General features: G+C 65.3%; 20 protein-coding genes and 1 pseudogene. 16 read left to right on the top strand and 5 right to left on the bottom strand.

Annotated features, from left to right (window positions below; genetic code table 11):
* Positions 1-7 precede the first annotated feature (7 nt).
* The 3 genes from DQ397_RS02975 to DQ397_RS02985 are packed head-to-tail and all read right to left on the bottom strand — an operon-like array spanning position 8 to position 4,046.
* Positions 8-1,558: a BCCT family transporter gene (locus DQ397_RS02975; protein ID WP_043209246.1), complete on the bottom strand. Its 1,551-nt coding sequence runs from the start codon at positions 1,556-1,558 to the stop codon at positions 8-10.
* A 54-nt stretch (positions 1,559-1,612) separates the two neighbouring features.
* Entirely contained in the window at positions 1,613-2,599 is a 987-nt protein-coding gene (locus tag DQ397_RS02980) for a dipeptidase (protein ID WP_043209248.1), read from the bottom strand.
* A 13-nt stretch (positions 2,600-2,612) separates the two neighbouring features.
* Entirely contained in the window at positions 2,613-4,046 is a 1,434-nt protein-coding gene (locus DQ397_RS02985) for an aldehyde dehydrogenase family protein (protein WP_043209250.1), read from the bottom strand.
* A 95-nt stretch (positions 4,047-4,141) separates the two neighbouring features.
* Here DQ397_RS02985 and DQ397_RS02990 point away from each other — a divergent pair, with 95 nt between their 5' ends.
* Positions 4,142-5,029, top strand: coding sequence for a LysR family transcriptional regulator (locus tag DQ397_RS02990; RefSeq protein ID WP_043209252.1), 888 nt, complete (start codon positions 4,142-4,144; stop codon positions 5,027-5,029).
* A gap of 636 nt (positions 5,030-5,665) precedes the next feature.
* A pseudogene (locus DQ397_RS02995) lies at positions 5,666-5,824 on the top strand (4-hydroxy-2-oxovalerate aldolase); the annotation flags it as partial.
* 475 nt (positions 5,825-6,299) lie between these two features.
* Here DQ397_RS02995 and DQ397_RS03000 read toward each other — a convergent pair.
* Entirely contained in the window at positions 6,300-6,866 is a 567-nt protein-coding gene (locus DQ397_RS03000; RefSeq protein ID WP_238556651.1) for a hypothetical protein, read from the bottom strand.
* A 238-nt stretch (positions 6,867-7,104) separates the two neighbouring features.
* Here DQ397_RS03000 and DQ397_RS03005 point away from each other — a divergent pair, with 238 nt between their 5' ends.
* The 6 genes from DQ397_RS03005 (at position 7,105) to DQ397_RS03030 (ending at position 12,422) form a co-directional block, all read left to right on the top strand.
* On the top strand, positions 7,105-8,085 hold the full coding sequence (locus DQ397_RS03005; RefSeq protein WP_043215845.1) for a quinone oxidoreductase: 981 nt from the start codon (positions 7,105-7,107) through the stop codon (positions 8,083-8,085).
* A gap of 13 nt (positions 8,086-8,098) precedes the next feature.
* Positions 8,099-8,947 (top strand): TauD/TfdA family dioxygenase, encoded by an 849-nt coding sequence (locus tag DQ397_RS03010; protein WP_043215844.1) that lies wholly within the window; start codon positions 8,099-8,101, stop codon positions 8,945-8,947.
* A 55-nt stretch (positions 8,948-9,002) separates the two neighbouring features.
* Positions 9,003-10,055, top strand: coding sequence for a 3-keto-5-aminohexanoate cleavage protein (locus DQ397_RS03015; RefSeq protein WP_043215843.1), 1,053 nt, complete (start codon positions 9,003-9,005; stop codon positions 10,053-10,055).
* Positions 10,056-10,156: 101 nt separating this feature from the next.
* Complete coding sequence (locus DQ397_RS03020; RefSeq protein WP_043215842.1) at positions 10,157-11,464, top strand: MFS transporter; 1,308 nt, start codon at positions 10,157-10,159, stop codon at positions 11,462-11,464.
* On the top strand, positions 11,461-12,102 hold the full coding sequence (locus DQ397_RS03025; RefSeq protein WP_148921465.1) for a DsbA family oxidoreductase: 642 nt from the start codon (positions 11,461-11,463) through the stop codon (positions 12,100-12,102). The genes DQ397_RS03020 and DQ397_RS03025 overlap by 4 nt, the downstream gene beginning before the upstream one ends.
* Positions 12,099-12,422 carry a Rieske 2Fe-2S domain-containing protein gene (locus DQ397_RS03030; protein ID WP_043215721.1) on the top strand — a complete coding sequence of 108 codons (324 nt, stop codon included), beginning with the start codon at positions 12,099-12,101 and terminating at the stop codon, positions 12,420-12,422. The genes DQ397_RS03025 and DQ397_RS03030 overlap by 4 nt, the downstream gene beginning before the upstream one ends.
* A gap of 115 nt (positions 12,423-12,537) precedes the next feature.
* Here the strand turns inward: DQ397_RS03030 and DQ397_RS03035 are convergent, their stop codons facing one another.
* Positions 12,538-13,551, bottom strand: coding sequence for an AraC family transcriptional regulator (locus tag DQ397_RS03035; protein ID WP_043215720.1), 1,014 nt, complete (start codon positions 13,549-13,551; stop codon positions 12,538-12,540).
* A 276-nt stretch (positions 13,552-13,827) separates the two neighbouring features.
* On the opposite strand from DQ397_RS03035, the gene DQ397_RS03040 reads away from it, so the two are divergent.
* The 8 genes from DQ397_RS03040 (at position 13,828) to DQ397_RS03075 (ending at position 25,460) form a co-directional block, all read left to right on the top strand.
* Positions 13,828-14,394 carry an alpha/beta hydrolase gene (locus tag DQ397_RS03040; RefSeq protein ID WP_043215718.1) on the top strand — a complete coding sequence of 189 codons (567 nt, stop codon included), beginning with the start codon at positions 13,828-13,830 and terminating at the stop codon, positions 14,392-14,394.
* Positions 14,395-14,478: 84 nt separating this feature from the next.
* Entirely contained in the window at positions 14,479-16,413 is a 1,935-nt protein-coding gene (locus DQ397_RS03045) for a DUF1302 domain-containing protein (protein WP_043215717.1), read from the top strand.
* Between the two features lie 18 nt (positions 16,414-16,431).
* Positions 16,432-17,793: a DUF1329 domain-containing protein gene (locus tag DQ397_RS03050; protein WP_043215716.1), complete on the top strand. Its 1,362-nt coding sequence runs from the start codon at positions 16,432-16,434 to the stop codon at positions 17,791-17,793.
* A gap of 61 nt (positions 17,794-17,854) precedes the next feature.
* The gene (locus DQ397_RS03055; RefSeq protein WP_043215715.1) at positions 17,855-18,922 is read left to right on the top strand and encodes a YCF48-related protein; all 1,068 of its coding nucleotides are present in this window, start codon (positions 17,855-17,857) and stop codon (positions 18,920-18,922) included.
* Positions 18,923-18,950: 28 nt separating this feature from the next.
* Positions 18,951-21,425, top strand: a complete 2,475-nt coding sequence (locus DQ397_RS03060; protein WP_043215714.1) for an RND family transporter — start codon at positions 18,951-18,953, stop codon at positions 21,423-21,425.
* Entirely contained in the window at positions 21,418-23,190 is a 1,773-nt protein-coding gene (locus tag DQ397_RS03065) for an acyl-CoA dehydrogenase C-terminal domain-containing protein (protein ID WP_148921466.1), read from the top strand. The genes DQ397_RS03060 and DQ397_RS03065 overlap by 8 nt, the downstream gene beginning before the upstream one ends.
* Before the next feature lie 11 nt (positions 23,191-23,201).
* On the top strand, positions 23,202-24,842 hold the full coding sequence (locus DQ397_RS03070; protein WP_256664333.1) for a fatty acid--CoA ligase: 1,641 nt from the start codon (positions 23,202-23,204) through the stop codon (positions 24,840-24,842).
* Positions 24,843-25,004: 162 nt separating this feature from the next.
* Positions 25,005-25,460 (top strand): transposase, encoded by a 456-nt coding sequence (locus tag DQ397_RS03075; protein ID WP_043215924.1) that lies wholly within the window; start codon positions 25,005-25,007, stop codon positions 25,458-25,460.
* Positions 25,461-26,103 lie beyond the last annotated feature (643 nt).

Genomic DNA, 26,103 nt, shown 5'->3' on the forward strand with positions numbered 1-26,103 from the left:
ATCATGTTCAGACGCCTTGTTCGCGGGCCATGTGCCGGGCGATGCGCACCGCATCCCACAACGCTGGCAGGATCACCAGCGACACCGGCACCGCGGTGATGACAATGAAGGACTGCAGGGCGGTCACGCCGCCTGCGCCGATGGTGATCAGCACCACCGCCGCCAGGCCCATGCCGATGGCCCAGAAGCCGCACAGCCATTTCTTCGGTTTATCGTTGCTGGACATCGCCAGCGCCACGGTGAAGGCCATGGCATCGCCGTTGGTGGCTACCGAGATGAAGCTCAGGAACAGGAACAGCGCGCTGATCAAGCCGCCCAGCGGCAGGTTCTGCGTCACGCCCAGCAGCAGGTCCTCGGGTTGGGCGCCATGAGCGGTGACAATGCCTGGGGTCTGCAACTCAAGGCCAATGCCGGTCCCGCCGACCACGGTGAACCAGAACATGGTCACCAACGGTGCGATGATCGACAGGGTCATGATGATCTCGCGGATGGTGCGGCCCCGCGAGATCCGCGCGACGTACAGCGCCACCATCGGCGCATAGCCGATGAACCAGCCCCAGTAGAACACCGTCCACCAGTCCAGCCACTTGGGATCGGCGCGGAACATCGTCATCGGGATGAAGTGCTCCACATGCAGGGCGAAGGCCTGCGGGAAACCGCCGAGGATGAACAGCGTCGGCCCGAACACCACCATGAACACCGCCAGGCCAATCATCAGCCAGACGTTGATTTCGCTGACGAAGCGGATGCCCTTGAGCCCTACCAGGCAGGAGACGGTGTACATCGCCGTGACCAGCACGATGGTGATCGATTGGGTGACGATGCCGTTGGGGACACCCCACACCGCATGCAAGGCGCTGCTGATCTGCAAGCCCAGGAAACCGATCGGGCCGATGGTGCCGGCGACCACCGCGATGATCGAGGTGGCGTCGGCCAGGGTGCCGATCGGGCCTTTGAGCGCGCGTTCGCCGAACAGCGGGTAGAGCAGGGTGCGCGGAGCCAGTGGCAAGCCTTTGTCGTAGTGCAGGTGCATCAGCACGATCGCCAGCAAGCTGCCGAGCACCGCCCAGGCCAGGAAACCCCAGTGCACGAAGGACTGCGCCAGGGCTGCAGTGGCCGCCGCTTCGCTGTGCGGTTGCACGCCCGCGAACAGCGGTGGCGGGCTGGCAAAGTGCATCAGCGGCTCGGCCGCGGCCCAGAAGGCGCCGCCGCCGGCCAGCAGGGCGCACATGATCACGGCGATCCAGTTGAAGGTGCTGATGTCCGGGCGTTGGGTCACGCCGCCCAGGCGTACGCGCCCGCACTTGGAAAAGCCAATGGCCAGGCTGACCACGAAGGTCGCCAGCATCAAGACCTGCCAATACAGGCCAAAGGCCTTGGTCGACCAGGCGAACAACGTGTTGACCAGGGCCGAGACCACATCGATGTCGATCAGGGCCGCCAACAGGAATGCGCCAAGGAAACCGCCGCTGATCAGAAACAGCGGCCAGTCGATGTCCCGCGACAGCGGCAGGCGCAGGGTCTGGTCGTCAGCCGGCAGGGTGGTTGGGTTTTTCATTTAGCCTCCGGAACCTGTGATTGTTGTTTTTGTAAGGCTGTCCGTGCGAGGGGCTCAGGCCTGCGCCGTGGTGGCGGATTCCAGCAGGCGCAACCAGTTCAGCCCCATGATCTTGCGCACGTCTTCCTCGGCAAAGCCACGGGCGCGCAGGCCCTGGGCGATGTTGGGGAAGTCGCGGCTGTCGCGGAACCATTGCAACGGCGCTGGCCAGTTGGCGTTGTCCTTGGAGCCTTCGCCGTAGTCTTTCTCCTTGCTCCAGCGGCCGTTGCGCATCCATTCGAGCACTGACAGCGGCTGTCCCTGGCACAGGTCGGTGCCGATGCCGATGTGCTCGACGCCCATCAGGTCGGCGGTACGCGCGACCATGTCGCAGAAGCTCTCCAGGGAGCACTCCGAAGCGCCCTTGAGGTGGAACGGGTAGGTGCTAAAGCCCAGCAGCCCGCCGGACTCGGCGATTGCGCGCAGCACCGCGTCGGACTTGTTGCGCTTGGCGGCGTGGAAGCTCGACGGGTTGGCGTGGGAGATGATCACTGGCCGGGTCGACAGCTCGATGGCTTCCAGCGTGCTGCGTTCGGCGCTGTGGGACATGTCGATCAGCATGCCGACGCGGTTCATCTCGGCGATCACCTGGCGCCCGAAGCGGCTGATGCCGTTGTCTTCGCGCTCGTAGCAACCGCTGGCCAGCAAGCTCTGGTTGTTGTAGGTCAGCTGCATGACGAACACCCCGAGCTGGCGGAAGACTTCCACCAAGGCGATGTCGTCCTCGATCGGCGAGCAGTTCTGGAAGCCGAAGAAGATCCCCACGCGGCCCTCTTCATGGGCCAGGCGAATGTCGCTGGCCGAGCGTACCGGGCGGATCAGTTCGGGCCAGGTCTCGAAGCGGCGGTTCCACTCGCCCAGGCGCGACAGGGTTTCGCGAGCGTTCTCGTGGTAGGCGATGGTGGCGTGCACCGCGCTCAGGCCACCGGCCTGCATTTGCTGGAATATCTCCGGGCCCCAGTTGGAGTACTGCAGGCCGTCGATCATCAAGAGGTCATGCATGGCGCGTATTCCTTCAGGGCCGCAGGTAGGTGGTCTTGACCACGGTGTAGAAGTCGCGGGCGTACTGGCCCTGTTCGCGCGGGCCGAAGCTCGACGCTTTGCGACCGCCGAACGGCACGTGGTAGTCGGTGCCGGCGGTGGGCAGGTTGACCATCACGCAGCCGGTCTGGGCGCGGCGCTTGAACTCACTGGCGTGGCGCAGGGACTGGGTGATGATGCCGGCGGTGAGGCCGTATTGGGTGTCGTTGAGCGTGGCTAGGGCCTCTTCGAAGTCGCGCACGCGGATTACGCAGGCGATGGGGCCAAAGACCTCTTCGCGGTTGATGCGCATGTCGTTGCGGCTGTCGATGAACAGCGCCGGGCGCATGTAATAGCCGTCGGTGTCCAGCTGCAGGCGTTCGCCGCCTTCGATCAAGGTGGCGCCTTCGGCCTGGGCCAGGTGCAGGTACTCCAGGTTCTGCTCCAGCTGGCGCGCATCGGCGACCGGGCCGATCTGCACCCCGGCTTGCAGGGCATGGCCGACCTTGAGCTGGCGCATGCGCAGGCGCAGGGCCTCGACAAAGCGGTCGTGGATTGCCTCGCAGACGATCAAGCGCGAAGACGCCGTGCACTTCTGCCCGGTGCCGAAGAACGCCCCGTTGAGCGCGCATTCCACCGCCAGGTCCAGGTCGGCGTCGTCCATCACCACCAGAGCGTTCTTGCTGCCCATCTCCAGCTGGCAGCGCACCAAGTTGCCGGCGGTGGCGACGGCGACGCGGCGGCCGGTTTCCAGGGATCCGGTGAAGGTCAGGGCGTCGATGTCGGCCGCGTTGACCAGGGTTTCGCCGACGCTGGCGCCGCTGCCCATGACCAGGTTGAAGGTGCCGGCGGGCAGGCCTTGGCGGCTGATGATCTCGGTCAAGGCCCAGGCGCTGGCCGGCACCAGATTGGCCGGCTTGAACACCACGGCATTGCCGAAGGCCAGGGCCGGGGCGATCTTCCAGGCCGCCGTAGCCATGGGGAAGTTCCACGGGGTGATGATGCCTACCACGCCCACTGGCTCGCGGTGCACTTCGATATCGATCCCTGGACGCACGGAGGCGGCGGTCTCGCCCATCTGGCGCAGCACTTCGGCGGCGTAGTAGTGGAAGAACTGGCCGCTGCGGTAGACCTCGCCGATGCCTTCGGCCAGCGGCTTGCCTTCTTCACGCGAGAGCAGCTCGCCGAGTTCTTCCTTGCGGGCGATCAGCTCGTCGCCGATGGCCATCAGCACCTGCTGGCGGGCCTCAAGGCCCGAGGCGGCCCACAGGGGTTGCGCGGCGCGGGCGGCCTGGATGGCCTGGCGGGCCTGTTCGGCGCTGGCCTGGTGGTACTCGCCGATCAGGTCGCGAGTATCCGAGGGGCTGTGATTCGCCAGGGTGGCCTGGCCTTCGCACCACTGGCCATCGATGTAGTTCTTGTACGTCATGGATGAAAGCCTCCGTTTGCCTGGCTCTCATCTTGCGAGCAATATGCAGCAAATAAAAATTAATAAAAAAAATGCTTTGATAAGGATCGCTAACCATGCTGCCCGAACTGAAGATTGCCCAACTGCGCTATTTCGTGCTGGTCGCCGAACTCAAGAGCTTCCACGCCGCCGCACGCCAGGCGTTTCGCACCCAACCGGCCATTTCCCTGGCGGTGCGGGAGCTGGAGCAGAAACTGGGCCAGGCCCTGGTCGAGAAGGGCGGTGGCCGCGTGGAGCTCACGCCGTTCGGCGAGCATTGCCTGCCGCTGTTTCGCGGCTTGATCGAACACCACGACCGCATCGCCCGCGAGGCCACCTTGCTGGCCCGGCACGAGATCGGCCAGGTCAGCATCGCCACCGTGCCCTCGGTGGCCAGCCGTTTGCTGCCAGGGCCGTTGGCGCGTTTCGTGGCCGAGCACCCGAACGTGCAGGTCAGCATCCAGGACGGCACCGCCGAAAGTGTCCAGCAACTGCTGGCCAGAGGGCAGGTGGATTTCGGCATCAGCAGCCTGTGGATGGAGGATGAGCAGATCGAGTTCGCGCCCATCGCCCATGACCAGGTGGGCGTGGTGTGCCGGGCCGATCATCCGCTGGTGCAGGTGGGTGAGGCCCTTCATTGGTCGCAATTGCAGGGCCTGCCGATGATCGGCAACGGCACCTCGCGGCTGCTCGAAGGCACGGATGCGGCGTGTTTGCTGGAGCACAGCCGGTTGTTCGTCTCCAACATGATTTCGTTGATCGCGATGCTGGAAGAAGGGGTGGGGGTCAGCACCTTGCCGTACCTGGCGTTTCCGCTGGAGAACGAGAAACTCGCCTTCCTGCCGTTGGCCGCGCCCAAGGTAGAGCGCCAGATCGGCATGCTCACCCGCAAAGGGCGCAGCCTGTCACCGGCGGCGGGGGCGCTGATGGCGTTCTTGCGGGCGCAGTTGCCGAGCACTGAATGAAGGCCTGGGCGTGCACCGCTGACAGATGTTGCACGGCCTGTGTGGGAGCTCCCCCGCAAAGCTAGGGCACCGGCTGCGCCGGTGTTCGCGGGTAAACCCGCCCCACAGGTTCTCCGGTGTTCTCAACAACACCGCTGTGTCTGTGGGAACTGCGCCAGGGCTGGTATTTGCACGGTTGAGCCCCGGCGCTGACCTGCGGGTTTACCCGCGAATAGGTCGGAACTGTCAACAAATAATTAGCTTATTTGCCGTTGCCGTTGCCGTTGCCGTTGCCGTTGATGCGCGATGGACCAGGCACCACCAATCGCGACCTCAGGAGGCCGAGTGGAGGTGTCTGGAGGGGCAGGCGCGTAGCGCCCTTCGGCGAGAGCCGAAGTCGCGAGATGGAGGCTGGCGCAGCCAGCCGGAGGCCGCGAAGCCCCGCAAGACACCGCAACGAGGGAATCCCGGCGCGCAGCGCCGGGGCCGGATGTGGGAGCCAGCGGTTTTTGCCTACTTTTGCCCAAGAGCAAAAGTAGGTCGCCGTAAAGGCGAAAAGCGCCAGTGGCGCCACCGCTAAAACCGGATATTCACCCAAACTGAAAGCCCAAGCCCAAGCCCAAGCCCAAGCCCAACTCCCCCCCGCTGCGCAAGCCGTTCCCGTTGTTCGCCAAACGCGCCGAGCTCAAGTACGGCATCTCTGCCCGCGAGCTGTTGGTCGAGCTAGGCCGCCGAGGCACCGTAGGCGGCCAGGAAGACATGATCGAAGACCTCGCCCTGACCCTCTCCCGCGCCCGAGGCGTGCTGCCGACCTGAAATCCCACGGGGCTGCTGCGCAGCCCTTTCGCGGCACAAGGCCGCTCCTACACCCGTACAGCTCAACCCATGTCCTACACGGATTGCGCAGTATCTGTAGGAGCGGCCTTGTGCCGCGAAAGGGCCGTGCAGCGGCCCTAGGATGTGGCGGCATGGGGCTGCGTTGCAGCCCATCGCAGGCTTCGCCAGCGCCTACACGTGTTTGCGCCGATTGTCAGGTCAACGCTTGGCCTTGTTCTGTGGTGCCTCCTTCGCGGGTAAACCCGCTCCCACAGGGATTGCGCAAGTCTTGAGAGCAGTGCAATTCCGGTGGAAGCCGACGAAGCCTGGGCGGGTATTTGCCCGGCTGAGCCGTGTCAAGGAATACCAACCGAAGGCGATTCGAGGTTGTCCAGCACCATAGAATCTCCCACAGGTACCGCGTCGCGCTTGAATCGGTGGAAACCTGCAAGGGGCTGCCAAGCAGCCCCCGACGTCAGCGTGAGGTCTCGACGCGCAGCACTTCGGTGTAGATGGCATCGACCGTCTGGCCGACCTTGAGGTTCTTCATGCGGGCCTGAAGGTCGGGGTTCTCGACCTTGACCACCTGCACTTTGCCTTCTGGCGGCAGCAGGGTCACTTCATGGTTCTTCAGGTCGATCTTGCTGATCTTGGAAGTGACCTTGACCTGGCGGAACGCCTCGCCGCCGGGGTTGGGGTTGTCCTTGGTGGCGCGGATGGTGCCGGATTCCTCGCTCATCTTCGGCGCGCCGCCGACCTCGGTATTGAGTGCGTAGGCGACCGCCCGGGTCACGTAGATGTCCACGTTGTCCCCCACCTTGAGGTTGGGCAGGGCCTTGGCTTTTTCGGTGAGCTGGAAGGTCACGGGTTTCTTGTTGGGGCCTTCGACGGTGACTTGGTAATTCGGTGCATCGACCGCCAGTACATGGGTGGAGACGTGGCTTTCCAGGGCTTCACTGCCCAGCGGCAGCGGGGCCGCAACGGCGGTGAAACTGGCGGCGCAGGTCAGCGAGGCAAGGGCGAGGGAGCGGGTGAATTTCATCGGGCTTCTTTCCATGTCGTCGATTCCGGTTAGGCGTGCGCTACGCACGCGCCTACCAAGCATAGCCAGCCACTGGCGATATGCCTGCTACCTGGACAGCCCGTGACGAAGCGCCGCAGCTGTCACCAAATGAAAAACCCGTGTCGTCGGATGCGAAGCACCTGCCGGGCGCAGCGCTTAGAGTCCAATCAACCTGAACTGACGCAGTGCGTCCAGATCGATCGATTGGAGTGAGAGCATGGCCAAAGTCGTACGCTTCTATGAACCTGGCGGTCCCGAGGTATTGCGCTATGAAGATGCCGAGGTCGGCGAGCCCGGACCGGGCCAGGTGCGCTTGCGCCATGTGGCGGTGGGCCTGAACTATGCCGATACGTATTTTCGCAATGGCACCTACCCGATCCCGATGCCCAACGGCATCGGCGTCGAGGCGGCCGGCGTGGTGCAGGCGGTGGGCGAGGGCGTGACCGGCGTGGTGGTGGGCGACCGGGTGACCTACACCGGCTTTCTCAACACCCTGGGCGCCTACTGTACCGAGCGCCTGATCCCGGCCAATGCACTGATCAAACTGCCGGAAACCATCGCCTTCGAAACCGCGGCGGCCATGACCATGCGTGGCCTGACCTCGGCCTACCTGATGCGCCGGCTGTACGACTTCAAGCCCGGTGACACGGTGCTGCTGCACGCCGCCGCCGGTGGCGTCGGCCTGATCGTCTCGCAGTGGGCCAAGCTGTTGGGCGTGAACGTGATCGGCACGGTGTCCACCGAGGCCAAGGCCGAGCTTGCCCGCGCCCACGGCTGCACCCACATCATCAACTACAGCGTCGAGGATGTGGCCAAGCGCGTGCGCGAACTCACCGACGGGGTCGGCGTGAACGTGGTGTTCGACAGCGTTGGCCGCAGCACCTTCATGGCCTCGCTCGATTCGCTCAAGCGTCGCGGGCTGATGGTCTGCGTCGGCACCGCCTCCGGCACCATCGAGCCGTTCGACCCGCAGTTGCTGGCGATCAAGGGTTCCCTGCACCTGACCCGCCCGGCGCTGGCCGACTACATCGCCGATCCGGCCGAGAAGGCCGATCTTGCCGGCGAGCTGTTCGACCATGTCAGCAGCGGCCGCATCAAGATCGAGATCAACCAGCACTACGCCTTGCAGGACGCGGTCCAGGCCCATCGTGACCTGGAAGCACGCAAAACCACCGGCTCGTCGATCTTCATCATCTGAAGAGGGCAACACCATGCACGTAGAACAATTGACCTGCGCCATCGGTGCCGAGCTGATCGGGGTCAAGCTGGCGGACGCGATCCACGACGATGCTCTGTTCGAGCAGATCCGTGCGCAATTGCTCAAGCACCGCGTGCTGTTCCTGCGCGACCAGACCATCACCCGCGCCGAGCATGTGGCCTTCGCCCGGCGCTTCGGTGAGCTGGAGGACCACCCGGTGGCCGGCAGCGACCCGGACCACCCAGGCCTGGTGCAAATCTACAAACGCCCCGACCAGCCGGCCGATCGCTACGAAAACGCCTGGCACACCGACGCCACCTGGCGCGAGGCCCCGCCCATGGGCTGTGTGCTGCGCTGCGTGGAGTGCCCGCCGGTAGGGGGCGACACCATGTGGGCGAACATGGTGCTGGCCTACCAGAACCTGCCGGACGAGGTGAAAGCCAAGATCGAAGGCCTGCGCGCGCGCCACAGCATCGAGGCGAGCTTCGGCGCCGCCATGGCGCTGGAAAAGCGCCTGGCCTTGAAGGCCCTGTACCCCGACGCCGAGCACCCGGTGGTGCGCACCCACCCGGAAACCGGGGAGCAGGTACTGTTCGTCAACGCCTTCACCACCCATTTCACCAACTACCACACCCCGCAGCGGGTGCGCTTCGGCCAGGATGCCAACCCCGGTGCCGGAGACCTGCTGCGCTATCTGGTCAGCCAGGCCTACTTGCCCGAGTACCAGGTCCGCTGGCGCTGGTCGCCGGGCAGCATCGCCATCTGGGACAACCGCAGCACCCAGCATTACGCGGTCATGGACTACCCGCCCTGCCACCGCAAGATGGAGCGGGCCGGGATCAAGGGCGATCGCACTTTCTGAGTCACCCGTCGCCGGCTGGTGGCACCAGGACAATAACAATAGCGAGGACAACTTCATGCAATTCTTCGACGACTCGTTGCACCCGGAAAACATGGAAAAGGTGGTGATCACCGTGGCCCCTTATGGCCCGGAGTGGATGCCTGAGGACTTCCCCGAGGACATTCCACTGACCATGGACGAGCAGGTGCAAAAGGCAGTCGACTGCTACGAGGCCGGCGCCACCGTGCTGCACCTGCACGTGCGCGAGCTGGACGGCAAGGGCTCCAAGCGCCTGTCCAAGTTCAACGAGCTGATCGCCGGCGTGCGTGAAGCGGTACCGGACATGATCATCCAGGTGGGCGGCTCGATTTCCTTTGCCCCGGAGAGCGAGGGCGAGGCGGCCAAGTGGCTGTCCGACGACACCCGGCACATGCTGGCCGAGCTGACGCCCAAGCCCGACCAGGTGACGGTGGCGATCAACACCACCCAGATGAACATCATGGAGCTGCTGTACCCCGAGTACCTCGAAGGCACTTCCCTGGCCCATCCGGCCATCCAGGCGGCCTACAGCGAAATGACCGTGCCAGCCGGGCCGGCCTGGGTGCGCGAGCACCTGCGTCGCCTGCAGGCCAGCAACATCCAGCCGCACTTCCAGCTGACCGGCATGCATGCCCTGGAAACCCTCGAGCGCATCGTGCGGCGGGGCGACTACATGGGCCCGCTGAACCTGACCTGGATCGGCATCGGCGGCGGTTTCGACGGCCCCAATCCGTTCAACTTCTTCAACTTCATCCACCGCGCGCCGGATGGCTGCACCCTGACCGCCGAATCGCTGCTCAAGAACGTGCTGCCGTTCAACACCATGGCATTGGCCATGGGCCTGCACCCGCGCTGCGGCAACGAAGACACCATCATCGACCAGCACGGCAAGCGCTTTACCTCGGTGCAGCAGATCCAGCAGACCGTGCGCGTGGCCCACGAGCTGGGCCGGGAAATTGCCACCGGCAAAGAGGCCCGCGCCATCTACCGCATTGGCGAGCAGTACAGCAGCATCGAGCAGACCCTCAAGGCCAATGGCATGGCGCCCAACCGCCAGCCCGGGCGCAAGGGCGTGCCGCAACGCGCCTGATAGCGTGCGGGCCCTGTGCCTTAAAAAGGCGGCCCAGGTTTTTTGGCTTCATCTCATAACAACAAAAACAACATCCACGCCAGATACCCCAAGGAGGCACCATGGCCGCCTATCTCGCCAGCGCCGCAGACGATGACGCTGACACTCCCCGTGGCATATCCAGGCGATATGCCTGGATGGTCTTTGCCCTGACCTTTGGCCTGTTGATCTCCGACTACATGTCGCGACAGGTACTCAATGCGGTCTTTCCTTTGCTCAAGCAAGAGTGGGCCCTGAGCGACAGCCAGCTGGGGCTGCTCAGCGGCATCGTCGCGCTGATGGTGGGGCTTCTGACCTTTCCGCTGTCGCTGCTGGCCGACCGCTTCGGCCGAGTCCGCAGCCTGGTGCTGATGGCCGTGCTCTGGAGCCTGGCCACCTTGGGCTGCGCCCTGGCGCAGAACTACCCGCAGATGTTCGTGGCGCGGTTTCTGGTGGGGGTGGGCGAGGCGGCCTATGGCAGCGTCGGCATCGCCGTGGTGGTCGCGGTGTTCCCCCGCGACTTGCGCGCCACCCTGGCGGGCGCCTTCATGGCCGGCGGCATGTTCGGCTCGGTGCTGGGCATGGCCTTGGGCGGGGTGCTGGCCGAGCACTTCGGCTGGCGTTGGTCGTTCGCCGGCATGGCGCTGTTCGGGTTGCTGCTGGCCCTGATCTACCCCCTGGTGGTCAAGGAGGCCAAGGTCGCGCCGCGGCGGCTGGACAAGGCCCTGTGCAAGGCAGCCCGGCCGCTGCGCACCCTGTACAGCAGCCGCTCGGTGATCGCCGCCTACGTCGGCAGCGGCCTGCAGCTGTTCGTCGGCGGCACGGTGATCGTGTGGATGCCCAGCTACCTGAGCCGCTACTACGCCATGGGCACCGACCGGGCCGGGGTGATCGCCGCGATCATCGTGCTGTGCAGCGGTGTGGGCATGATTCTCTGCGCCATGCTCTGCGACCGCCTGGGGCGGGTACGCCAGGACCGCAAGATCAGCCTGGCCATCGCCTATTGCCTGGGCAGTTGCCTGCTGCTGTCGGTGGCCTTCGCCTTGCCCACGGGCACGGCGCAACTGGTGCTGATCTGCCTGGGGATGATGGTCGCGGCGGGCACCAGCGGGCCGTCCAGCGCCATGGTCGCCAACCTGACCCACTATTCGGTGCACGGCACGGCGTTCGCCACCCTGACCCTGGCCAACAACCTGCTGGGGCTAGCCACCGGGCCGCTGATCACTGGCCGCGTATCCGATGTGCTTGGCCTGCACGCGGCGATGCAGTTGGTGCCGTTGATGAGCCTTGGCGCTGCGCTGGTGTTCTTCATCGCCAAGCGTCACTACCACCGGGACATGGCCCGTTTGCAGGACAACGAGCCACCCCTGGTCCCCGGAGCGCAGCCATGATGCAGACGGTGACGTTGGAGGTGTTCTTTGACTTCATTTGCCCCTGGTGCCTGATCGGCCAGCGCCATCTGGACCAGGCCCTGGCGCGGTTGCGTCGCGAGCAGCCGCAGCGCCAGGTCCGGGTGCACTGGCGGGGAGTGCAGTTGTTGCCTGGTCTCCCTGCTGAAGGGGTGCCGTTCGAGGCGTTCTACCGCGAGCGGCTGGGCAGCGAAGAAGCTGTGCGCCAGCGCCAGGCCCAGGTGCGCGACGCGGCGAGCGCGGTGGGTGAGCACATCGACTTTGCCCGGATCCGGCGCATGCCCAATACCGCCAATGCCCATCGCCTGTTGCAGCGCGTGCAGGCGCTGGGCAACCGGCAACAGGCCGATGCCTTGCTGATGCGATTGTTCGCGGCGTATTTCCATGAAGGGCAGGACTTGGGCGATCGCGCCACCTTGCTCGCTATCGCCCAGGGCTGTGGCCTGATGCCCGCGCAGGTTACCGACTGCCTGCGCGAGGATGCACGGACGTTCGTGGGCGAGCAGGGTCGGGCGGCGGGTGGGGTGCCGTGTTTTGTGGTCGACCGGCGTCGCGTGGTGTCGGGCGCGCAACCTGCTGATGTGTTGTTCGAGGCCTTGTGCGAGGCGCAGCCGGCATGAGCCGGCGTGTCGCGGTGCCGCCGGGCAAGTTGCCGCCGCGTAACGGCAGGGCATTGTTCGAGTACCAGGAAAAAAGCCTGGCCTTGTTCGATGTCGAAGGTGTGCTCTATGCCATCGACGACAGTTGCCCGCACCAGGGGGCCTCGCTGTGCGGCGGGCGGCTGGAAGGGCGGACCATCCAGTGTTGCGCCCATGGGCTTCGCTTCGACCTGGCCAGCGGGTACCTGCTCAATTCCACGGCACTGAAGGTGGCCCGTTATCCGGTGGAGCGGGAAGGGGAGTCCGTGTTCATCCTGCTCGAGGCCGAGGTGGTCTGTTGATCCCTGGGGCAGCCGCGCAGCCCATCGCGGGACAAGCCCGCTCCTACAGGTCCAGCGCCATCTCTTGTAGGAGCGGGCTTGTCTCGCGATGGGCCGCGCAGCGGCCCCAAAAACCTCAATGCGCCGCCGATTGGGGATGCTGGGCCCGCCAGCTGGCCGGTGGCATGCCGAACTGGGCGATGAACCAGCGGGTGAAGGAGCTGGGCATCGAATAGCCGAGCATGTCGGCGATGCGTCCCAACGAGTAATTGGGGTTCTCCAGGTAGCGCAGCACCAGGTCGCGACGCACGCCGTTGACCAGGTCGCTGAAGGTCACGCCACAGTCCTCCAGGCGCCGCTGCAGCGTGCGCACGTTCATGCCTTGGGTCTGCGCCACCTGTTCGATGGTGGCGCGGCCCATGGGCAGCAGCAGATAGATGGTCTTGCGCATTTCCAGCTCCAGCGACGGTGTGCCGCTGGCCTGCAGGGTGTCCAGGTAGCGCTGGGCCAGGCGTGCCATGGCTTCGTTGGCCAACGGGGTGGTGGTGTCCAGGTCGGTCGCCGGGCACACGATGCCGTTGAACTCACTGCCGAACACCAGCTTGCAGCCGAAGATACGCCGGTGGATCGTCGGATCGGCGGGCGCGGTATGGGTGAAGTTGGCGCTGATCGGCCGCCAGTGCGCGCCCAGCAGGGCCGCGCACAGGCGCAGCATCACGCCGATGGCCAGTTCCGTGGCCTGGCGACTGCCGTGGGCGCGGTCGGTGACCACCTCTTCGCGAATGATCACTGTCTTGCCGGCTTCCTCGACATGGATGGCCAAGGCGTCGTTGAGCAAGTGCCGATACTGCACGATCACCTGCAAGGCATCGCGCAGGGTGCGCTGGTGGCTGAGCAGCAGGCTGATCTCGCCGAAGTCCGACAACTGGCGCAGTTCTGCCATGCGCAGGCCGAAGGTCTCGCAATGGCTGGCCTGTGCCGAAGCCTCCAGCAAGGCGATCACCGTGGCGGCAGGGATGCGCTGGTTGGGGTCGTCCAGAAGGCTGGCGCTGAGCCCGACTTGGGCCAGCAAGGCATGGGGGTTCAGCCCCAGATGACGGGACACTTCGAGGTAGTTGGTCAGGCTTGCAGCACGTACGAGGGCGGTCATTTTATTGTTTTCCACGCGTTCTCATTAGGTGACCCGCGACGGCCCACGGGTCTCTTCTTATAGCTCGGGTGTCACCAAATGAGAAGCTGCTGTTGGTCTGGAAATTTCGGCCATTTCCCCATAACCCAGGCGATGCCGACCCCCGGCAAAGTCGCTGTCATCAAATGAAAAGTCACTGACGCCCAATGTAAAGCGCCTGTTTGGACCGCTCATTACTGTGAGGTCCAACGCGCCCCTGCGACCAGGTGGCGCACCACCCCTGGCTGAGGTGCCGACGTGGAAAAACTGCATACCAACGCGACCGTCTTGATCGTTCCCGGCCTGCGCGAGCACGTTGCCGAGCATTGGCAGACCTTGCTCCACGCACGCCTGGCCAAGGTGCGTACGGTGCCGCCGCTTAAGGTCAATGGCCTGGACTGCACTGCCCGGGTCGAGGCGATCCAGCGTGAGATCGAGCAGATCGACGGCGACGTGGTGCTGGTGGCCCACAGCGCCGGGGTGCTGATGGTGGCCCACTGGGCGACGCGCCATCAGCGACCGATCAAGGGCGCGCTGCTGGCCGCACCGCCGGACTTGCAGGCCCAGTGGCCCGCCGCCTATCCAAGCCCCGAACGCCTGCAGGAAAACGGCTGGACACCCTTGCCGCTCGCGCCGTTGCCGTTCCCCAGCATCGTCGCGGCCAGCAGCAACGATCACCTGGCCAGCCTGGACGCCGCCGCCGCCATGGCCCAGGCCTGGGGCAGCGAGTTGCTGGCGCTGGGCGCGGTCGGTCATCTCAACCCGGCTGCCGGTTTTGGCCCCTGGCCCCAGGCCGAGGCCCTCATCCAGCAACTCGACCGCTGACACCGTAATACCGCAACACCGCTTGACCAACGCCCGCGCATGACGGGCGGTGAACAGAACAATAACAATAACCGGAGTCACGCAATGCCCAAGTCACGCACCCACTGCCTGTTGGCCTGCACCGTTGGCCTGCTCACCTTGCCTGGTGCCCAGGCTTTCGAAGTCGATACCGGCCATGAGGACTGGTCCGTTCGCCTGGACAACACCGTCAAGTACAACTACGGCGTCCGCACCGAGAGCGCCGACAAGCGCATGCTGGCCACGCCGAACAACAACGACGGCGACTACAACTTTCGCAAGGCCGGTACCACCGTCACCAACCGGGTCGACCTGCTGACCGAACTGGATGTGATCTACCAGCAGCGCATGGGCTTTCGTGTCAGCGCTGCCAGCTGGTACGACAAGGCCTACGACAACACCGGTTCCAATTCCAACCCCTTCGTCAACGGCAACGGCGAGCAATCGGGCATCAACCCCAGCCTCAATGGCCTGCCCGGCACCGGTGTGCCGCTGGGCAGCCCGCACCTGAGCAACTACGCCCAGCGCTACTACAGCGGGCCGTCCGGTGAAGTGCTCGATGCGTTCGTGTTCATGCGCACCGAGGTGGGCGAGGCATCCGAACTCAGCGGCAAACTCGGCCAGCACAACCTGTTCTGGGGCGAGACCCTGCTCAACCCGGTGCATTCGCTGAGCTATGGGCAGTCCGGCCTGGACCTGGCCAAGCTCGCGGCCTCGCCCGGCACCGAGGCCAAGGAGCTGTTCGTGCCGCGCAACCAGCTGTCGGCCTCGTTTTTGGTCAATCCCGAGTTGACCCTGGGTGCCCAATACTTCCTGGATTGGGACGCCGCGCGGCTGCCGGAGGCGGGCACCTATTACGGCGGCTCTGACCTGGTGGGCGAGGGCGCCCAGAGCTTCCTGCTCGGCCACACCGGCACCCCAGGGCTGATTCCGGTGCAGGGCGCCTTGACCAACATTCGCCGTGGCCACGATCTCACCCCGCGCAAGCGCGGCGACTGGGGCGTCATGGCCAAATGGTCGCCCGAATGGCTGGATGGCACCTTGGGCTTCTACTATCGCAAGAGCTCGGAGATCCTGCCCCAGGCCTGGCTCGATGCCCGCGGCCTGACCGTCGCCCGCGGCCCGTTCGGCAACCCGCCGGCCGGGCTGCAGGGCGCCGTGGGCAACCTGTACAACTCGTTGCAGAGCGCCACGTACCAGTTCGCCTATGCCGACGACATCGACATCTATGGCTTGAGCCTGTCCAAGGACGTCGATGGCATCAGCGTCGGCAGCGACCTGAACATCCGCCACAACATGCCGCTCTCGAGCATCCCGGCGATCGTCAGCGCGCCTGGTCAGGGCGGCCTGGGCAACGGCTTCGGCCTGTTGCCGCCGCGCCTGCCCAGCAGTGGCGTGGTCTACGAGACCCCACACGATGGCGACAGCATGAGCGCCACCGGCGACACCCTGCACTGGACCCTAAACGGCCTGATGAGCATCGGCGACACGCCGCTGTTCGACTCGGCGACCCTGTTGGGCGAGTTGTTCTACAGCAACCTGCTCAAGCTCGATAGCCACAACGAGGCCTTGTACAAGGGCAAGGGCAGCTACCGCGGCATCGACAAGCCCACCCGTGACAACTGGGGCATCGCGGTCAACTTCACCCCCACCTGGTACCAGGTGTTCCCCGGCGTGGACATGAGCCTGCCGTTGTCGATCAACGTCGGCCTGGACGGTGTGTCGCCGGTCCAGGGCGGTGGCGCCGAAGACACCGGCAACTACGCCGTCGGTGTGAGCGCTGCGCTCTACAACCAGTATTTCGTCGATCTCAAGTACGTCGACAGCTTCGGCAAGGCCGAGTCCTGCAAGGACGGCCAGACCGACGGCTCGACCCCCAATGCCCTGGATGGTGAGCAGGATTACACCTGCTATGGCGGCGGCTACGCCTCCTTCTCCGGTGGCGGCGCCACCACCGAGGACCGTGGTGCGCTCTACCTGACCCTCAAGACCACCTTCTGAGTACAGGAACCCCCAATCATGAAAACGTTGCACAACACCCTGCTGGCCTCGTGCCTGTCACTGCTCGCCCTCAATGTCGCCCAGGCGGCAGTCTCCAGTGACCAGGCCGCGCGCCTGGGCACCAGCCTGACGTCGGTGGGGGCCGAAAAGGCTGCCAGCGCCGACGGCAGCATCCCGGCCTATCAGGGCGGCCTGGTCACCCCGCCGGCCAGCTACCAGCAGGGCGCTAGCATGCGCCCGGACCCCTTCGCCAGCGAGAAGCCGCTGCTGGTGATCAACGCTGCCAACGCCGAGCAGTACAAGGCGCAGCTCACCGCCACCACCCTGGAGCTGCTCAAGCGCTTCCCCACCTTCCAGGTGGATGTCTACCCGACCCACCGTACCGTCGCGCTGCCGCAGCCGGTGCTGGACAACACCCTCAAGAACGCCACCGGCGCCCGCAGCCAGGAGGGCGGTACCGCGGTGGACAATGTGCTGCCGGGCATCCCGTTCCCGATTCCGCAGACCGGCGCCGAGGCCATGTGGAACTTCCTGCTGCGCTACCAGGGCGTGAGCATGACCGCCAAGTACGACTCCTGGAACGTCGATGCGGCCGGCAAGGCCACCTTGTCCACCACAGGCCAGGCCAACATCAGTTACCCGGTCTATGAAGACATGGGCAAGACCATCGGCGCCAAGGACACCTACTACCAGATGAAACTGGTGTACACCGCCCCAGCCCGCCGCGCCGGCGAAGCGATGATGCTGCGCGACGCCGCCAACCCCCTGGCCCAGCCACGCAGCGCCTGGCAGTACCTGCCGGGCCAGCGCCGGGTGAAGCTGGCGCCGAACCTGGCCTACGACACGCCTAACCCGGGCACTTCGGGCTCGGGCACCTACGATGACGTGTTCGTCTTCAACGGCGCCCTGGACCGCTACGACTGGACCCTGGTGGGCAAGCAGGAAATGTACGTGCCGTACAACACCTACAAGCTGACCTACAACACCGATGTCAGCCAGCTGACCACGCCCAACCACCTGGCGCCGCAGTTCGTGCGCTGGGAGAAGCACCGGGTCTGGGTGGTGGAGGGCAAGCTCAAGGACGGCGCGCGCCACATCTACCACAAGCGCCGCTTCTACCTCGATGAAGACAGCTGGGTCGCCCTGGCCTCGGACCAGTACGACGCCCGTGGCCAGCTGTACCGTGGCTCGTTCGCCTTCCTCACCCAGAGCTATGACAAGACCACCCCCGATGCCACGCCGTTCATGATCTACGACCTGATCGGTGGCACCTACAACCTCAATGGCGTGGTCGGTGCCTACGGCGGTATCCGCTACATCGACCCCCTGTCCAAGACCCAATGGTCGCCCGAGTCCCTGGCGGGGGCCGGTATTCGCTGAGTGCCTGGGGCCTGCGCGGCTGCCTTGCGCAGGCCTCGTCCGACGAATCGGGAGGTTCGGGATGTCTGTCTTCAAATCAAGCGCCCAGGTGCTGATGCTCTGTGCCGCCCTGCAGGGCCTGGCCCAGGCCGCGCCCTACGTGGATGTGCTGGACCTGCCAGCGATGCCCAGCGCGCTGGCGCCGGTCAGCCCCTTGCGCGATGTGGGCCGTGCCGGTGAGCGGCTGGTGGCTGTCGGTCCGCGTGGGCACATCGTGTATTCCGATGACCACGGCGCGCACTGGCAGCAGGCTCAGGTACCGGTCAGCGCCGACCTCAATGCGGTGAGCTTCCCCACTCCCCGCAGTGGCTGGGCCGTGGGCAACGACGGGGTGATCCTGCACAGCGGCGATGGCGGCGAGCATTGGGAAAAACAACTGGACGGTCGCGTGCTCGCAGAGCAAGTGCTCGCCTGGTACCTCGCCCAGGCCCAGGCCGCCCCGCAGGATGAACGCTGGGCCGCCTGGGTGGCCGAGGGCGAGCGCCTGGTGGCCGAAGGCGCTGACAAGCCGCTGCTGGATGTGTGGTTCACCGATGAGCAGCACGGCTTTGCCGTCGGCGTGTTCAATCTGCTGCTGCACACCACTGACGGCGGGCGCAGCTGGACGCCCTGGCTCGAGCGCAGCGACAACCCCCAGGGTCTGCACCTGACCAGTCTGGCGCAGGTCGACGGCGCGCTGTACATCACCGGCGAGCAGGGCCTGCTGCTCAAGCTCGATGCCGCCGGCCAGCGCTTCACCCGGCTGGCCACGCCCTACAGCGGCACGTTCTTCGGCATCACCGGCAAAGCGGGGGTGCTGCTGGCCTACGGCCTGCGCGGCCATGCCTACCGCAGCACCGACGGCGGCCTGAACTGGCAGCCGGTGAACACGGGCCTGGCCACCAGCCTCACCGCTGCCAGCCTGGACAGCCACGGCCAGTTCTGGTTGTCGAGCCAGGCCGGTGACCTGCTGCAAAGCCGCGATGGGGGCGCCAGTTTCATCCTGGTGCGCCAAACCTCGCGCACCCCCGTGAGTGCCAGCGCCTTCGACACCGCCACCGACCTGGTGCTGGTGGGCGAGCGCGGCGTACGCACGCTGGCGCTTCAGTAAGCGCCACCCATAACAAGAGAAAACCCTGATGGCCGATATCCAACAAGACACCCTGCCGGTGATCCGCAACCTCGAAGATTTCGACACGCGCTCGGGCAACGGGCTGGAGCGCCTGGTGTTCAACCATCGCCTGGCGTTCGTGCTCGCCATGTGCTTGGCCACCCTGGTGCTGGGCTACGTGGCGCTGACCCGCCTGGAACTGCGTCCAAGCTTCGAGAAGATGATTCCGCAGAGCCACCCCTACATCCAGAACTACCTGGACAACCGCCAGTCCCTGCGCGGCCTGGGCAATTCGTTGCGGGTGGTGGTGGAGAACACCGAGGGCGACATTTTCGACCCGGCCTACCTGCAGGCCCTGCGGCACATCAACGATGAGCTGTTTCTCAGCCAGGGCGTGGACCGCGCCTGGATGAAGTCGTTGTGGAGTCCGGCTGTGCGCTGGACCGAGGTCACCGAGGAGGGCTTCCAGGGCGGCCCGGTGATGCCGGACGGCTACCAGGGGGCCCAGGCGGACATCGAGCAGCTGCGCCAGAACATCGAGCGCGCCAACATCGTCGGCAGCCTGGTGGCCCGCGACTTCAAGTCGAGCATGCTGGTGGTGCCGCTGCTCGACCGGGATTCGGCCACTGGCCGTGGCGTGGACTACCACGCGTTCTCCCGCCAGCTCGAACAGCTGCGCAGCCACTACGAAGCGGCCGGCCCCTACAAGGTCCACGTGATCGGTTTCGCCAAGCTGATGGGCGATCTGATCGACGGTTTGATCCAGGTGATGCTGTTCTTCGCCCTGGCGGTGGTCACCAGCCTGGTGATCATCTACCTGTATACCCGCTGCGTGCGCAGTACCTTGCTGGTGGTGCTGTGCTCGCTGACCGCGGTGGTCTGGCAGTTGGGCATCGTCGCCTGGCTGGGCTACGCGATCGATCCGTACTCGATTCTGGTGCCGTTCTTGATCTTCGCCATCGGCGTGTCCCACGCCGCGCAGAAGATGAACGGCATCATGCAGGACATCGGGCGCGGCACCCACCGCCAGGTCGCGGCCCGCTACACCTTCCGCCGCCTGTTCGTGGCCGGGGTGACGGCGCTGCTGGCCGACGCGGTGGGTTTTGCCGTGCTGATGCTGATCGACATTCCGGTGATCAAGGACCTGGCCATCACCGCCAGCATCGGCGTGGCGGTGCTGATCTTCACCTCGCTGCTGTTGATGCCGGTGGCGCTGTCGTACATCGGTGTCGGGCGCAAGGCCGCTGAGCGCGCCTTGCGCATCGACTCGCGCGCCGCCGCGCACCGAGGTTTCGGCAAACTGTGGGATGTGCTGGACCGCTTTACCGAGCGCAAGTGGGCCACGGCGGCGGTGCTGGTGGCCGTGGCAATGGGGGCAGGGGGGCTGTGGGCCAGCCTGCAGCTGAAGATCGGCGACCTGGACAGCGGCGCCCCGGAGCTGCACGCCGACTCGCGCTACAACCGCGACAACGCCTACATCACCGACCATTACGCGCTCTCCAGCGACACCTTCGCGGTCATGGTCAAGACCGCGCCTGAAGGCTGTCTGCGCTACCAGACGTTGGTGTTGGCCGATCGCCTGGCCTGGGAGCTGCAACAGCTGCCAGGTGTACAGACCACGCTGTCGCTGACCAACGCCGTGCGCCAGATCACCGCCGGTACTTACGAGGGCAACCCCAAGCTCAACAGCATCCAGCGCAACCAGGACGTGCTCAACTACGCCGCCCAGCAGGCCTCGGTCAACGCCCCAGAGCTGTTCAACAACGATTGCTCGCTGATGCCGGTGATCGCCTACCTCAAGGACCACAAGGCCGACACCCTGGACGAGGTGGTGGCTGCCGCCGAGCGTTTCGCCCAGGCCAACAGCAGTGATGATCGGCAGTTCCTGCTGGCTGCCGGCAGCGCCGGGATCGAGGCCGCCACCAACATCGTGGTGCGCGAAGCCAACCGCACCATGCTGTTGCTGGTGTACCTGGCCGTCACGCTGTTCTGCCTGGTGACCTTCCGCAGCTGGCGCGCCACCTTGGTGGCGGTGCTGCCGCTGATGCTCACCTCGGTGCTGTGCGAGGCGCTGATGGTGGCCATGGGCATTGGTGTGAAGGTCGCCACCTTGCCAGTGATCGCCCTGGGCGTGGGCATTGGTGTGGATTACGCCCTGTACCTGCTCAGCGTGCAGCTGCATTACCAGCGCAAGGGGCTCTCGCTGGCCCAGGCCTACCAGAACGCCGTGGCCTTCACCGGCCGGGTCGTGGGCCTGGTGGGCATCACCCTGGCCGCCGGTGTGGTGGGCTGGGCCTGGTCACCGATCAAGTTCCAGGCCGACATGGGCCTGCTGCTGACCTTCATGTTCCTGTGGAACATGCTCGGCGCGCTGGTGCTGATCCCGGCGCTGTCGTACTTCCTCCTGCCCGGCGACAAGGTCCGGGCGAACGCCACCAGCCCCCGCACCCAAGGTGGGCTGCACTCCAACAACCAAGAAGCCGAGTGTTCGTTTCATGTCTGATTACCTTGCGCCTTTGCGCGATATGGATTTTCTGTTCAACGAAGTCTTCGATATCCCGGCTTGGTGGGCGCAGACGCCTGCACTGGTGGAACAGGTCGATGCCGACACCGCCAAGGCCGTGCTCGAACAGGCTGGCAAGGTCATCGCCCAGGTCGTGGCGCCGCTCAACCGCAGCGGCGACGAACAAGGCTGTCGCTTCGAGGCCGGCACGGTGACGACCCCGGATGGCTTCTTCGACGCCTACCGGACCTACGCGGCCGATGGCTGGGTGGGTGTGACGGGCTCCCAGGCGTTCGGTGGCATGGGCATGCCCAAGGTGATCGGCGCCCAGGTCGAGGAAATGCTCAACGCCGCCAACCTGTCGTTCGGCCTCTACCCGATGCTCACGGCCGGCGCCTGCCTGTCGTTGCTCAACCATGCCAGCGACGCGCTCAAGGCCCGCTACCTGCCGCCGATGTATGAAGGCCGCTGGACTGGGTCGATGTGCCTGACCGAGCCCCACGCCGGCACCGACCTGGGCCTGATCCGCACCCGCGCCGAGCCCCAGGCCGATGGCCGCTACCGCATCACCGGTACCAAGATCTTCATCACCGGCGGCGAACAGGACCTGACCGAAAACATCATCCATCTGGTGCTGGCCAAGCTGCCTGACGCGCCGGCCGGACCCAAGGGGATCTCCTTGTTCCTGGTGCCCAAGGTGATGGTCGAGGACGATGGTGAGCTGGGCGAGGCCAACGCGGTCAGCTGTGGCTCCATCGAGCACAAGATGGGCATCAAGGCCTCGGCCACCTGCGTGATGAACTTCGATGGTGCCCTCGGCTACCTGGTGGGGGAGGCGAACAAGGGCCTGAACGCCATGTTCACCATGATGAACTACGAGCGTCTGGGCGTCGGCATCCAGGGCCTGGCCTTGGGCGAACGCTCCTACCAGAACGCCGTGGCCTATGCCCGCGACCGCCTGCAGGGCCGGGCGCCCACCGGCCCCGAGGCGCCCGGCAAGGCGGCCGACCCGATCATCGTGCACCCGGACGTGCGCCGCATGCTGCTGACCATGAAGGCGCTCAACGAAGGCGGGCGAGCGTTTTCCACCTACGTGGCGCAGCAACTGGACGTGGCCAAGTACAGCGAGCAAGCCGACGCGCGCGGCCAGGCCGAGGCTCGCGTGGCATTGCTGACGCCGGTGGCCAAGGCGTTTCTGACCGACATGGGGCTGGAGACGACGGTGCATGGCCAGCAGGTGTTCGGCGGCCATGGCTATATCCGCGAGTGGGGCCAGGAGCAGTTGATCCGCGACTGCCGCATCACCCAGATCTACGAGGGGGCCAATGGCATCCAGGCCCTGGACCTGGTGGGTCGCAAATTGGTCGCCGACGGCGGGCGCAGCTATCAATTGCTGTGCGATGAGATGCGCGCATTCGCCCAAGGCCTGGCGCCGTCGCGCGGCGAGTTCCGCACGCCGTTGCTGGCCGCGCTGGACAACCTGGACGAACTGACTGCCTGGGTGCTCGACCGCGCCCAGGGCAACCCGCGAGAAATCGGCGCGGCGGCGGTGGAGTACCTGCACGCCTTCGGCTACACGCTGTACGCCTACCTGTGGGCGCGGATGGCCGATGTGGCCATGGCGCAGGAGGGCGCGTTCTACCAGAGCAAGCTGGGCACGGCGCGGTTCTACTTCGCTCGCGTGCTGCCGCGCATCCATTCGCTCAGCGCCGTGGTCAAGGCAGGCAGCGACAGCCTCTACCTGCTCGACGAGGCGCAGCTGTGATGGAGGGCGCCATGATCAAGACCCGCGTCATCGCACCGGCGGCCGAGGCCTACACCTACCCGCTGCTGATCAAGCGCCTGCTGCTGTCGGGCGTGCGCTACCAGCCGGGGCAGGAGATCGTCTACGCCGACCAGTTGCGCTACAGCTACACCACCTTGCAGACGCGCATCCAGCGTTTGGCCAATGTGCTCACCGAGGCCGGCGTGCGCCCGGGAGATACCGTGGCCTTGCTCGACTGGGACAGCCACCGGGCGCTGGAATGCTTCTTCGCCGTGCCGATGCTCGGCGCGGTGCTGCACACGGTCAACGTGCGCCTGTCCGCCGAGCAGATCCGCTACACCATGAACCACGCCGAAGACCGATTGGTGCTGGTGCATGACGATTTCCTGCCGCTGATGGAACAACTGCACGGCGAGTTGGGCACGGTCGAGCGCTTCATCCGCCTCGGCGAAGGCCTGGTGCCGGTGACCGGCCTGCCGTTGGTGGGCGAGTACGAGGCCTTGCTGGCGGCGGTGGACAGCCACTTCGACTTCCCCGATTTCGATGAAAACTCCGTCGCGACGCTGTTCTACACCACTGGCACCACTGGCGATCCGAAGGGCGTGTATTTCACCCATCGCCAGCTGGTACTGCACACCCTCAACGAACTGGGCACGCTCGCCGCCTGTGGTGGTGAGCCGCTGTTACGCACGGGCGATGTGTACATGCCGATCACGCCGATGTTCCATGTGCATGCCTGGGGCGTGCCCTATGTGGCCACGGCGCTGGGTATCAAGCAGGTTTACCCCGGGCGTTACGAGGCCAATCAGTTGGTGCGCCTGTACCGTGACGAAGGGGTGACCTTCTCCCATTGCGTGCCCACCTTGCTGCAGATGATGCTCGACTGCGAAGAGGGCAAGCGCACAGACCTCAAGGGTTGGAAGATGCTCCTGGGCGGCAGCGCCCTGACCCAGGGCCTGGCCCAGCGAGCCAGCGAGCGGGGCATTCGCGTGCATTGCGGTTACGGCATGTCCGAAACCTGCCCATTGCTCAGCCTGACCTGCCTGAGTGCCGAGGACCTGGCGCTGCCCATGGCGCAGCAGGTGCCCCTGCGTATCGCGGCCGGCGTGCCGATCCCGCTGGTGGATCTGCGCATCGTCGATGGCGAGGGCCAAGACGTGGCCCATGACGGCGAAACCCTCGGCGAAGTGGTGGTGCGTGCGCCCTGGCTGACCCAGGGCTACCTCAATGCGCCCGAGCAAGGCGCCGCGCTCTGGGCTGGCGGTTGGTTGCACACGGGCGACTTGGCGTGCATCGACGCGCACGGGGTGATGCGCATCCGCGACCGGATCAAGGACGTGATCAAGACCGGAGGCGAGTGGATCAGTTCGGTAGAGCTGGAAAGCCTGATCAGCCAGCACCCCGGCGTCGACTCGGTCGCCGTGATCGGCCTGCCGGACGAGCGCTGGGGCGAACAGCCGCTGGCCCTGGTGGTCTGCACCGAAGGCATGACGCTGGACCAGCCAGCCCTTGCCCGGCATCTGCAGCAATATGTCGACAACGGGCGGCTGAACAAATGGGCCGTGCCCCGGCAGGTGCGTTTCGTGGACCAAATCCCCAAGACCAGCGTGGGCAAGATCGACAAGAAGCGCATTCGCCAGACCTGCCTTTAGGCACTGGGCTTTTCGCGGGTAAACCCACCACAAGGGGCTGCGCGGACCAGGTGGGTTTACCCGCGAAGAGGACAACACAAGCATATCCAGAAACCATTCCCCACTTGGGTAGTTCGACCGAATCATTAGGCTTAAGGCGAGACCTGACTCAAGGAAGATCCAATGCCTCTCGCCAAATCCCACCTGCTGCGCCGTGGCCGCTACTCGGCGCCTGGCAGGTTGTACCTGTTGACCACTGTCACGCATCGTCGCAAACCGCTGTTTTGCAATCTTCGACCTGCTCGCCTGGTGATTCACCATCTACGTCTGTTGGACCAGGAGCAGGCCTGTCGATCGTTGGCATGGGTGGTAATGCCGGATCATCTTCATTGGTTGATCGAACTCAAGGCTGCAACGCTGGGCACCTTGATGCGCAGGTTCAAGTCGCGCTCAAGCCGTACCTTGCATCAGTCAGGTGTTGAAGATCATCCGATTTGGCAACCGGGCTACCAAGACCGGGCGCTGCGTCGGGAGGAGGAGGTTAAGGCAGTGGCCAGGTACATTGTGGCCAACCCGCTGCGTGCGGGCTTGGTGAGTAGCATCAGGGAGTACCCGCACTGGGATGCCGTCTGGCTTTGAATCCGTGGTGCTCCCTTCGCGGGTGAACCCGCTCCCACACGGATCGCGTCGTCCTGGCGTCTGTGCTCAGTCAGGGAGTACCCGCACTGGGATGCCGTCTGGCTTTGAATCCGTGGTGCTCCCTTCGCGGGTAAACCCGCTCCCACACGGATCGCGTCGTCCTGGCATCTGTGCTCAGTCAGGGAGTACCCGCACTGGGATGCCGTCTGGCTTTGAATCCGTGGTGCTCCCTTCGCGGGTAAACCCGCTCCCACAGGAATCGCGTCGCCCTGGCGTCTGTGCTCAGTCAGGGAGTACCTGCACTGGGATGCCGTCTGGCTTTGAATCCGTGGTGCTCCCTTCGCGGGTAAACCCGCTGCACTGGGATGCCGTCTGGCTTTGAATCCGTGGTGCTCCCTTCGCGGGTAAACCCGCTCCCACAGGAATCGCGTCGCCCTGGCGTCTGTGCTCAGTCAGGGAGTACCTGCACTGGGATGCAGTCTGGCTTTGAATCCATGGTGCGCTCTTCGCGGGTAAACCCGCAGGTATCGCGTCGTCCTAACGTTTGCGCCCGGTCTGACAGGCGCAACACAACCCCAAGAGCGACGCGATCCGTGTGGGAGCGGGTTTACCCGCGAATGCGCCAAAAAGTTCACCACGAAAA

Source organism: Pseudomonas sp. CK-NBRI-02, assembly GCF_008124495.1.
Lineage (GTDB): Bacteria > Pseudomonadota > Gammaproteobacteria > Pseudomonadales > Pseudomonadaceae > Aquipseudomonas > Aquipseudomonas guariconensis.